General features: G+C 67.1%; 8 protein-coding genes and 1 pseudogene. 4 read left to right on the top strand and 5 right to left on the bottom strand.

Features of this window, described 5'->3' with window-relative positions; all coding sequences use genetic code 11:
* The first annotated feature begins 185 nt into the window (after positions 1-185).
* On the top strand, positions 186-1067 hold the full coding sequence (locus AC3FNH_RS31030) for a LysR family transcriptional regulator (protein WP_276100451.1): 882 nt from the start codon (positions 186-188) through the stop codon (positions 1065-1067).
* 22 nt (positions 1068-1089) lie between these two features.
* On the opposite strand, the gene leuA is transcribed toward AC3FNH_RS31030, so the two are convergent.
* The 4 genes from leuA to bla all read right to left on the bottom strand — a co-directional run bounded on the left by leuA (position 1090) and on the right by bla (position 5768).
* Positions 1090-2757, bottom strand: coding sequence for a 2-isopropylmalate synthase (gene leuA, locus AC3FNH_RS31025; protein WP_488722815.1), 1668 nt, complete (start codon positions 2755-2757; stop codon positions 1090-1092).
* Between the two features lie 337 nt (positions 2758-3094).
* Positions 3095-3553 carry a GNAT family N-acetyltransferase gene (locus AC3FNH_RS31020; RefSeq protein ID WP_488722811.1) on the bottom strand — a complete coding sequence of 153 codons (459 nt, stop codon included), beginning with the start codon at positions 3551-3553 and terminating at the stop codon, positions 3095-3097.
* A gap of 64 nt (positions 3554-3617) precedes the next feature.
* Complete coding sequence (locus AC3FNH_RS31015; protein ID WP_488722810.1) at positions 3618-4724, bottom strand: CapA family protein; 1107 nt, start codon at positions 4722-4724, stop codon at positions 3618-3620.
* A gap of 162 nt (positions 4725-4886) precedes the next feature.
* Positions 4887-5768 carry a class A beta-lactamase gene (bla, locus tag AC3FNH_RS31010; protein WP_488722814.1) on the bottom strand — a complete coding sequence of 294 codons (882 nt, stop codon included), beginning with the start codon at positions 5766-5768 and terminating at the stop codon, positions 4887-4889.
* A 414-nt stretch (positions 5769-6182) separates the two neighbouring features.
* Here bla and AC3FNH_RS31005 point away from each other — a divergent pair, with 414 nt between their 5' ends.
* From AC3FNH_RS31005 to AC3FNH_RS30995, 3 genes and pseudogenes are all read left to right on the top strand, one after another.
* Positions 6183-7163, top strand: coding sequence for a SphA family protein (locus AC3FNH_RS31005; protein WP_488722809.1), 981 nt, complete (start codon positions 6183-6185; stop codon positions 7161-7163).
* A 118-nt stretch (positions 7164-7281) separates the two neighbouring features.
* A pseudogene (locus AC3FNH_RS31000) lies at positions 7282-8708 on the top strand (amidase).
* A gap of 61 nt (positions 8709-8769) precedes the next feature.
* Positions 8770-9771 carry a Bug family tripartite tricarboxylate transporter substrate binding protein gene (locus AC3FNH_RS30995; RefSeq protein ID WP_488722808.1) on the top strand — a complete coding sequence of 334 codons (1002 nt, stop codon included), beginning with the start codon at positions 8770-8772 and terminating at the stop codon, positions 9769-9771.
* Between the two features lie 109 nt (positions 9772-9880).
* Here AC3FNH_RS30995 and AC3FNH_RS30990 read toward each other — a convergent pair whose 3' ends face one another.
* Positions 9881-10825, bottom strand: a complete 945-nt coding sequence (locus AC3FNH_RS30990) for a Bug family tripartite tricarboxylate transporter substrate binding protein (protein WP_488722813.1) — start codon at positions 10823-10825, stop codon at positions 9881-9883.
* Positions 10826-11148 lie beyond the last annotated feature (323 nt).

The raw sequence follows: 11148 nt of genomic DNA, 5'->3' as shown, positions 1-11148 counted from the left end.
CATGGTGGCCATGGCCAGTTGATGGGCCCGGATGGTGGGCAGGTCGACCAGGATGGCTTCGACTGAGGTGATCGTGGCTGTCATACCTATGTACTGCTGAAGAGGATTGTTGAGGAAGTATGAAGCTTGACGCAGGCTGCGTCCAAGACCGATGATGTCTCAATCAATACCCTACAGGTATGCCAATGGAATTACGACACCTGCGCTATTTCCAGGTTGTGGCCCAGGAACTCAATGTCACGCGCGCCGCCGAGCGCCTGCATATGGCGCAGCCGCCGCTTTCGCGACAGATCCGGCAGCTTGAGGACGAGGTCGGCGTGGCGCTGTTCGACCGCGTGGGGCGCGGACTGCGGCTCACCGAAGCGGGCCGCTTCCTGCTGGAACAGACCATGCAACTGACCCAGCGGCTGGAAGAAACCATCGAGAGCACGCGCCGCATTGGCCGGCAGGACAAGCGCTGGTTCGGTATCGGCTTCGTGCCGTCGGTCTTGTATGGGGTGCTACCCGAGCTGATCCGCGAACTGCGTGGGTCGGAACAGCAGGTGGAAGTCGGGCTTGCCGAGATGATCACGGTCGAGCAGGTGGAGGCGCTCAAGTCCGGCCGCATCGACCTGGGCTTCGGCCGCATAGCCATCAACGACCCGGCGATTCGCCAGGTGGTGGTGATGGCCGAGCCGCTGGTGGCGGCGGTGCCAGCCAGCCAGCCGCCGCCGGCCCAGGCCACGCTGACACCGCAGGGCCTGGCGACGCGCCCGTTCATTCTGTACCCGGCGCGGCCACGGCCGAGTTATGCCGATCACCTGCTGTCGCTGTTTCGCGCGCAGGGGCTGCAGTTGCGCGTGGCTCAGGAAGCCAACGAACTGCAGACCGCGCTGGGGCTGGTCGCGGCCGGTGTCGGCATGACGCTGGTACCGGCATCGATCCAGCGCCTGCATCGTGACGATGTCCGCTATTGCCCGATCGATGCGCCGGGGTTCGTGTCCCCGGTCATCATGAGCTATCGCGTTGGCGACAGCTCTCCGTTCCTGGCCCAGGCGGTAGCCTGGGTCATGCGGCAAGCGCAGTGACGACCGCCGCGAGTGGCGGCATTCAGCCCTGCGCGCGGCGCTGCCGCACCAGCCGGTTGGCCACGCTGATCACCGCCTGCACCGAGGCTTCGACAATGTTGTGGCTCATGCCGACGCCAAAGCCCGCACCGGGCACGCCCTCCAGCGCGGCTTCGACGATGGCCATGGCCTGTGCGTCGGCGCCGCCGCCGGTGGCGCGCTCTTCGTAGGCATCAATGCGCATGCGCAGATCGAGCGCGTGCACCGTGGCCGCGATCGGGCCATTGCCCTTGCCGTGCAGCGTCTTGCGCACGCCATCCACGCTCACCTCCAGCGCGATGCCCTCCCCGCTCTCGTCGAGCTTGTAGGCGTGATAGACGATGCCCGGACCCGCTGCGTCGGAAGTCAGGTAGGTCTGCCGGAACAGCTTCCAGAGTTCCGGGCCGCTGATCTCGGTCTCGCTGGCGTCGGTAGCCCGCTGCACGACCGCACTGAACTCCACCTGCATGCGGCGCGGCATGACCACGCCGTGCTCGCATTCGAGCATGAATGCAATGCCGCCCTTGCCGGACTGGCTGTTGACGCGGATCACGCTGTCATAGGTGCGGCCAAGATCGGCCGGATCGATCGGCAGGTAAGGCACTTCCCACACGCCGTTCGGGTCCTGCGCGGCGAACCCCTTCTTGATGGCGTCCTGGTGCGAACCCGAGAACGCTGTAAAGACCAAATCGCCGGCATACGGATGACGCGGGTGCACGGGGATCGACGTGCATTCCTCGGCAATGCGCGCCACGGCGTTGATATCCGAGAAATCGAGCCCCGGGTGTACGCCCTGCGTGTACAGGTTCAAGGCAAGCGTGACGATGTCCACGTTGCCGCAGCGCTCGCCATTGCCGAACAGGCAGCCTTCCACGCGGTCGGCGCCCGCCATCATCGCAAACTCGGCCGCCGCGACACCGGTGCCGCGATCATTGTGCGGATGCACCGACAGCACGATATGCTCGCGCGGCACCAGGCGGCGGTGCATCCACTCGATCTGGTCGGCGAAGACATTGGCCGTGGCGTTTTCGACGGTGGTCGGCAGGTTAATGATCACGCGACGGTCCGCACCGATGGCCCAGGCCTCGATGGCGGTGTGGCACGCCTGCAGCGAGACCTCGAGTTCGGCCGCGCTGAAGGTCTCGGGCGAATACTGCAACGTCCACTTCGTTTCCGGATGCTGGTCGGTCAGCTGCTTCAGGTAGCCGATGTGATGGCGTACGAGCCCCATCACTTCCGGCACGCTCATGTCGAACACGATGCGGCGCCAGGCCGGTGCGATCGCGTTGTACACGTGCACGATCGCCCTGGGCGCGCCCTTCAGTGCCTCTACCGTGCGCGCGATCAGTTCCTCGCGCGACTGGGTGATGACCATGATGGTCACATCGTCGGGGATCAGGTTCTCGTCGATCAGCCGGCGGATGAAGTCGAAATCGGTCTGCGATGCGGACGGGAAACCGACTTCGATTTCCTTGAAACCGATGCGCACGAGTTCCTGGAACAGGCGCATCTTGCGCTCGCCGTTCATCGGCTCGAACAGCGCCTGGTTGCCGTCGCGCAGATCGGTCGACAGCCACACGGGCGCGCTGGCAATCGTGCGGTTCGGCCAGGTGCGGTCGGTGAGGCCGACGGGCGGGAACGGTTGGTACTTGGCGGAGGGCTGGGCAATCATCATGGTCCACGAATCCGGGTGCCGGACGGTCCGCTGCGGGCCGTGCCGGGGTCAATCAGGCAAAAGACGATGCGACTTCCCCTGCAGCCCTTCGCATGGCGAAGGCTGGTTCGTGGGCCGGGGTCAGGGGGAAATCAGGAAGCGCGCAGCGAATCGGTCGATTCAGGCGCCAGAGGACTCAAGCAAGCGGACCCCGGCCGAGCACTAGGGCTAGGCGGCGCAGGGATAGAGAGATGAGGCGCTTGCGAGACATGCGATGGATTTTAGCAGAGGCTTTGCGAAAACGTGAACGAAAATTTCCCGCCCCACGGCGCCCTGCAACGCGCCTGCGGCGTAGTCACCCGACGATGGGCTTCGCCATCTCCGTCGTCGCGCTCCAGCCCATGCGGGCATAGAGCGGTTGCCCCATTTCCGTGGCGTGGAGAATCGCAAAGGCGATCCCGCGGCGCGCGAACTCGGCCTCGGCGCGCGTCATCAGCGCCTGCCCGAGGCCACGCTGCCGGTGCGCGGGCTCGACATAGAGATTGAGGATGTAGCCGCGCTTGTCCTGCAGCGGATGGGCCGGATGCGGCGGCCATTCGATCACCATCAGGCCGATGCCGGCAAGCGGCGTGCCGCCCTCCTCCATGATCCAGCCGAAGTAGCTGCCGTCTGCCAGCCTTGGGCGCAGCCAGTCGCGGAACGGTCCCTGCATCGCTCCAAGGGTCGACGCGTCGCGGCCCGCTTCACGGAACATCGCCTCACGGTGGCGGCATACCAGTTCCAGGTCATCGATGCACAGCGGCCGGCATTCCATGGCGCAAGGGACTCCCGAGGTGGCTTGGACAATGCCAGAGGGTAGCGCAAACCGGTGCCCGGCCTCAATCCGCCCAGATCCGCAGTTCATGCTCTCCGGAACGCGCCGCATGGGTGCCGAACGCACTGCCTTCCCGACACAGCATCTGCTGCAACCAGTCCCGGTCGGCTTGCGGCGCATAGCCTAGCCGGAATTGCTTGCGCTTGAGCGGCACCAGCCGCAGGTCGGAAGCGCCGCCCGCGAAATCGAGCGCAACGAAAATCATCAACGCGAGATCGGGACGATAGGCCTCGTAGCCGCCGATCCCCTCATAGTCGTTGATGAAATCGCCGCAGCCATAGAGGATCGGCCTGCCCGCATGCAGTTCGATGGCAATCGGGTGATGCGACGAATGGCCGTGCACGACATCCACGCCGGCCTCGTCGATCAGCGCCCGCGCGAACCGGCGCCGCTCGGGCTCCACCTCGTACCCCCAGTTCGGCCCCCAGTGGATCGACACCACGACCACGTCACCATCACGGCGCTGCGCGCCGATCCGCTCGCGAAGGCGCGCGAGGCTCGCGGCGGAGCAATCGTGCAACAGGGCAACACCGGGGCGGCTGCTGGTCGCTTCCCAGCTGGAGGGCGTCCCTGCACTGGCCATCGCGAACGCGAACACCAGCACACGGTTGCCATGTGGACCGGCAAGCGCGGCAGGTTGCGCCGCCTCGTGTTCGTTGTGCCCTGCACCGGCCACGGCGATCCCCGCCGCCTGCAGGGTTGCCACGGTTTCCTCCATGCCCGCGCGCCCCCAGTCCAGCACGTGGTTGTTGGCCAGCACCGCGCAATCCACGCGGGCGGCGCCAAGACAGGTGATGTTCGCGGGATGCATCCGGTAGTGGATCCCCTTGCCGGGCCAGGCGTCGTCACGGGTGGTAACGGCGCTTTCCAGATTGACAATGCGTACGTCGGGGCGATGACGCTCGAGCTCGGTCAGTGCGTCCCCCCAGATATAGGCCGGCGATACCGGCCGCGCGATCGCGCCGTTCCTGCGCTCGGCAAGCTCGACGTACTCGATGGCGGAACGGACATACGATTCGTGCAGCCGTGGATTGCTCGGTGTCGGCAGGATCTGGTCGATGCCGCGTCCGGTCATCACATCGCCGCACAGGAACAAACGGATTGCGTTCATCTGCCGCCCCCGCGCGAAACTCCGGTGCCGGCCGCCAGACGCAGGACATCGCGCAAGGGGCCTCGCCGGGACCAAGCCTCTTTGCGCTCACTCGCCGCTCTACGCGACCGGCGGCCTGTCTGCATGGTAACGCCGCCAGCCGGGCGTCTTCCAGCGTTGGTGTCAACCGAGGCCGGAAAGCGCAATGCGCGCCGCGCCGGCGATCGTCTCGTTGCTCCACTTCGCATCGGGCACGGCTTGCGTGAAGTAGACGGCAATGACGATGGGTGCACCGGCCGGCGGCCACAGCACGGCGATATCGTTGGTGGTGCCGTAGTCGCCGCTGCCGGTCTTGTCGCCGATCTGCCAGCCCGCGGGCATGGCCGCCTGGATCCGCGCGGCGCCGGTCGTGTTGCCGCGCAGCCAGGCCTGGAGCTGGCTGCGCTGTGCGGCGGGCAAGGCCTGGTCCAATGCCAGCGCCTGCAGGCTCGCTGCCATGTCCGCCGGCGTCGAGGTATCGCGCGGATCGCCGGGAATGGCGGTGTTCAGTTCGGTTTCCCAGCGATCCAGCCGGAAAGACTGGTTGCCGATGGCCCGGGCAAACGCCGTAACGCCCGCCGGTCCGCCGATACGGCGCATCAGCAGGTTTGCCGCGCCGTTGTCGCTGTACTGGATTGCGGCGGCGCACAGCTGCCCTACCGTCATGCCGTCCGCGACATGCTTCTCCGTGATCGGGGAATAGGCCACGAGATCCTGGCGCGTATAGCGGACATGCTCTTCGAGCAGGCCTGCCGTGGCGGCGCTGCGCTGCAGGATGGCGCCGGCCAGGATCGCCTTGAACGTACTGCACACGGGGAAGCGCTCCTCGGCACGGTGCCGTACCTGGCGGCCGTCGCCAGTGTGGCGCGCGAACACGCCAAGGCGGCCCCCGGCGCGGCGTTCCAGCGCGGCCAGCTCCTCGCCCGCGTCGGACGCAGGAGAGCGCGCAGGGCCGGCGCATGCGGAAGCAAACGGAGCCGCCGCGGCGGCCAGGAGCAAGGTACGACGGGATCTCGATGGGACCATGGACAGCAACAGTGGAAGTCGGCCGGCCATTCTAACCGCCCGCCGCTCGCCGGCTTCCGCGCCATCGGCCGGCGCGTCCGGCTCGGCCTGCTCGCGCCCCGGCCCACGAGCCTCCACGCGTGCGCCGATCGACTGGAAGCTGACGCTGGATGGCAGCCGTGGCGGCGCCGCGGTCATGTTGTGCAACAAGGGCTGAATACCTGCGTCGGGCAATACCGCGTCAGGGGTGGCGCCCCCTGTCTTGTACCGTTGGAACATTCTTAATGCAGGTATGAAAACATTAACTTCATGGCCTGGTCCCGCCGCGGCGACAATGCCCGGTAACTCGAAAACCAAATCCAGCACGATCCAGACGTCCCGATACGCCATGCCCCGGCCCGCCCGGCCGGCAACTGAGGACCGAACATGCCAGACATGCCAGCCCGCCCCCCGCGCCGCCCACTGTCGCCCTGTCCGCTCGTGGCAGCATTGGCCACCTGCCTGGGGGCCGCCTGGGCGCCGGCGCAGGCCACCGAGGGCGGCCTGGGCCGGCCGGTTACGGGTACCAGCGTGCTTCCCAATGCCGGCATCGTCGCGCCGGAGCCGATTACAGTGGTCAACTTTGGCGAGATCTACCTGAACGGATCGATCGGCGGTGGCCGGCAGGTGCCGGTTGTCGGCCAGACCTCGCTGGGCATCGACGCGGAGGTCGCGTTCACGCTGGCCACCATCATGAAAGTCTGGGACACCGGCCCTGGCGCGTGGAACTTCGCCTCCAGCTTCACCCTGCCCTATGTCTGGACGCAGGTCGGCGCCACGTTCAGCGCCGGCCGCCTGCAGGGGCGCACGGAAGACAGGGCGTCCAACCTGTTCGATATCACGTTCACGCCGCTGATCGCGGGCTACCACTTTTCCCAGACGGCCCACATGGCGGTCAGCCTGAACATCTGGGCGCCGACCGGGCAGTATGACAAGAACGCGCTGGCCAATCCCAGCCTGAACAACTGGACCTTCATCCCGCAGGTCGCCTTTACCAAGCTGCTGCCCGAGCACGGCCTGGAATTCGACGCGGTGGCGGGCATCCAGTTCTACACGCGCAACAACGACACCGACTACCAGAACGCACCGCTGTTCACGCTCGACGCCATGGTGCTCAAGCGCTTAGCCAATGGCTTCGGCGCGGGCCTGGTGGCGGGCACCACGCAGCAGCTCGGCGGCGACAGCGGCCCGGTCGCCGACCGGCTCAACGGCTTCCGCGGCCATGACTGGGCGCTGGGACCGATCGTGACCTATGACACCAAGGTGGGCGCCAAGAGCAAGCTGTCGCTCGGCCTGCGCTGGGTCCCCACCGTGGCGAGCAAGAACCGCATCGACAGCACCAGGACGTTCATGGGGACCGCGACGCTGGTGTTCTGAATTCGGCGGCAGCCGGCCCGGGCGGCCGGCTCCTGTGTATCCTTGAGGGCTGGCGGGCCGGCGCGGCATATCCGCGCCGGCCAGTCTGTCATTCGAGGATCAGAGGAGACACATACCGATGAGCGACGCGCTTTGTTTCTGTCCGCCGTCGAACTACAGGGCCGTATCCGGCGCAAGGAGGTATCGCCGGTGGAAGTGGTTCGGGCCGTACTGGAACGCGCCGACCGCCTGCAGCCCGAGCTGAACTGCCTGATCACCGTGTGCGCCGACGAGGCGCTGGCGGCGGCCCGCGCCGCCGAACAGGCGGTGATGGACGGCCGGCCGCTGGGGCCGCTTCATGGCATTCCCTTCACCGTCAAGGACATCGTCAATACGCGCGGCGTGCGCACCACCTTCGGCGCCGTGCCCCTGCGCGACAACGTGCCGGCCGAGGATGCGGTGGCCGTCAGCCGCCTGCGTGACCGGGGCGCCATCCTGGTCGGCAAGACCACTACGCCCGAGTTCGGCTCCAAGTGCCTGACCGATTCCCCGTTGTTCGGGCGCACCCGCAATGCGTGGAGCGCGCAGCGCACCAGCGGAGGCTCCAGCGGCGGCGCCGCGGTGGCCGTGGCCGCCGGCATCGCCCCGCTGGCGGTGGCGACCGACGGCGGCGGTTCCACGCGCATTCCGGCGGCCTGCAATGGCGTGGTCGGCATCAAGCAGACCCAGGGCGTGATCCCGCACAGCCAGGCGCAGGACCTGTTCGGCAACCAGACCTATGTCACGCCGACCACGCGCACCGTCGCCGACACGGGCCTGATGATGCAGGCCATGGCGGGCGAGCACCCGTGCGATCCGTGGTCCATCGGCATCCCGATGCCGGACTATGCCGATGCCGCGCAGCCGCGCGGCGACCTGCGCGGCCAGCGCATTCTGTATTGCCTGGCGCCGCCGGACCGGCCGATCTCCGCCGATGTCGCCAGTGCGTTCGAGGCGAGCCTGCAGAAGCTGGCAGAGCTTGGCGCGGAGCTGGAACCCTTTTCCGGCGAAGGCTTCGACGTGGAGCCGATCTGGCGCGCGATCAACCACACAGTCTGGCGCACGCGCTTCGCCGATATCGTCGCCAGGCATGGCAACGAACTCAGCCCCACCTTTGTCCGCCAGGTGGAGTCGGCCGCGCACTTCAGCGGCGTGGAATACCAGCAGGCCATGTTCGAGCGCTCCCGGCTGTTCCAGCGCGTGCAGGCGCTGCTGCAGCGCGGCGACCTGCTGGCCATGCCCACGCTGACGCGCACCGCGTTGCCGATCGGCCAGGACCTGTTCGGCACCATCGATATCGACGGCACGGCGTACGAGAACGTCCGCGCCCACTGGTTCCCGTGGACCATGCCGTTCAATATGACGGGCCACCCGGCCATCAGCCTGCCCTGCGGGTTCGGCCAGGACGGGCTGCCGATCGGCTTCCAGCTCGTGGGCCAGTTCCGCGGCGATGCGGAACTGCTGCGCGTGGCGGCCCTGTTTGAAGCCGCCCACGGCCTGACCAGCCAGTGGCCGGCGCTGCCATGACTGTCCGCCAGGCCACGTGTCCCCTGCCCCCAACTCTTCGCAAGCCAGCCGCCTCACTGCCATGTCCCAAGCCTCACGCCGTAAGTTCTCGCTCTCCCTTCTGGCGCTGTCCGCCATGGCCATCGACACGGCCATTCCTGCCGGTTCCGCACGCGCCGCGGACAGCGCCGAGCCCATGCATATCATCGTCGGCTACGCACCGGGCGGTGCCGCCGACAGCCTGGCTCGCCTCTATGCCGAGCAGCTGCGCCAGGACGGCCACGGCACCGTCATCGTGGAAAACCGTCCCGGCGCCTCGGCGCGGCTTGCGCTGGACTACGTCAAGCGCTCCAGGCCCGACGGCAAGACCGTGTTCATCGGGCCGTCGCCGCTGTTCACCATCTTCCCGCTGACCTACAAGAAGCTCTCGTATGACGCGGACAAGGACCTGGTCCCGGCCGCCGTGCTGACCGATGTGCCGACCGTGGTCGCGGCCGGCGTGCAGCAGCCTTACAAGAACATGAAGGAATACCTGGACTGGGCGCGCCGCAATCCGGACAAGGCCAGCCTTGGCCTGGCCACGATCGGCAGCGCGGGCCATCTCGGTACGGTGGCGCTGGGCAAGTCCGCCGGCGTGGCCATTACGCCGGCCGCCTATCGCGGCGCATCGCCGATGCTTGTCGACGTGATCAGCGGCAATGTGTCGATCGGCTGGGACGCGGTGGCCAGCATGATGCCGCTCTACAAAGGCGGCAAGCTGCAGTTCCTTGGCGTGAGCGGCACGCGGCGCGCCAAGGCGCTGCCCGAAGTGCCGACTATGAAGGAACAGGGCTTCAGCCAGTATGACTACGCCACGAGCTGGTACGGCGTGTTCGTGCCCGCCGGCACGCAGCCCGATGTACTGGCCAAGGTCGAGAAGATGTTCCTGGCCGCCTCGGCAAATGCGTCCACCGCAGCCAAGCTGGAAGCGCTGGGCCTGGAGGTGGTGGCCAGGCCCGGGCAGGAAGCGCGGCATCGCATCCAGGTGGAGCGCGCCGCGTGGCGGCCGATCGTGGAGGCTACCGGCTTCGTGGCGGAGGATTGAAGACCGGGCGGGAACGCGCGCGCAGTGCGTTCCCGCCAGTGACTCAGGGCCTGGACTCGATTGGCGACCGCCGTGCCCGGGATGACGGGCACCGGCTTGCGCCCCTCCTCTAGTCCGCCTTCACCCCCAGCGTCTTCGCCAGCGGAATCCACCGCGCCCGCTCGTCGCCCACGAACTGGCCAAACGCTTCCGCCGAGCCCGGCATCGGTTGCGCGCCGATCGCACGCAGCTTGTCCTGCAGGTCCGCTTGCTTCAGCGCATCGTTGATGGCGCGGTTCAGCCCTGCGATGGCCGCGTCAGGCGTACGCGCCGGCGCCACGACGCCGAACCATGCGCTGGCCTCCAGTCCCGGATAACCCAGCTCCTGCATGGTGGGTACATCGGGCAGCAGCGGAAAGCGGCTGCGGTCCAGGATCGCCAGCGCATGCAGCTTGCCGCTCTTCGCCTGCTGCATCGACGAAGGCAAGGCGTCGAACATCAGGTCGATGTTCTTGCCAATCAGGCTGATGATGGCCGGCGCGCTGCCCGCGAACGGCACGTGCGTGACTTGGAAGCCGAGCTGCGAAGCCGCGTATTCACCGGCCAGGTGCGTGATATTGCCGCTGCTGGCCGAACCCATGGTGAGCTTGCCGGGCGACTGCTTGCCCAGGGCCACCAGGCCCCTCAGGGACTTCACCTGCAAGTCCTGCCGCGTGACCAGCAGCAGCGGCGACTTGCCCATGCCGGCGACCGGCTTGAAATCCTTGACCGGGTCATACGGCAGCGTGGTGTAGAGCGCGCTGTTGATGACCAGCGGCGCATTGGACCCCACCAGGAAGGTCTTGCCATCGGGCTCGGCCCGGGCCACGGTCTCGGCGGCGATGATGCCGCCCGCCCCGCCCTTGTTGTCGACCACGATGGGCGTGCCCAGCGTGACGCTCGCCTGCTGCGCCACGAGGCGCGTGATCTGGTCCGCCGCGCCGCCAGGCGGATAGGGCACGACAAAGCGGATCGGCTGCGCGCGCGTTTGCGCGATCGCGGGCAAAGCCACAACGCCAGCAACGGCCGCCGCCATCACGGCTGCCAGGCGCAACGGAAATCTGGTCTTCACTGCGGTCTCCTCCTGGTTGGTATCTGGTTTGCAGCGACCATCGGCTGCGCCTACAACACGCCGGCCTGCCCAGGCGGACAACCGGGTCCAGCTTAGGAGTGCGCGGGCATCGGTGTCCAATATTCATTTGTTGCGCGACGATATCTAACGGATATCACTTACCAACAAATGAATATTGGACGAAGCCATGCTGCTCCCCTTAGCCTTGGCGACACAGACGCACTGACAGTGCGCATCCGAACATGAGGAGACAACATGCAGACCGTCACCACGCGCGTGCTCGCCAT

This window comes from Cupriavidus sp. 22TCCZM01-5, from assembly GCF_057798915.1.
The sequence above is the reverse complement of the archived record's forward strand: the minus strand, read 5'-3'. Positions and strand labels throughout refer to the sequence as shown.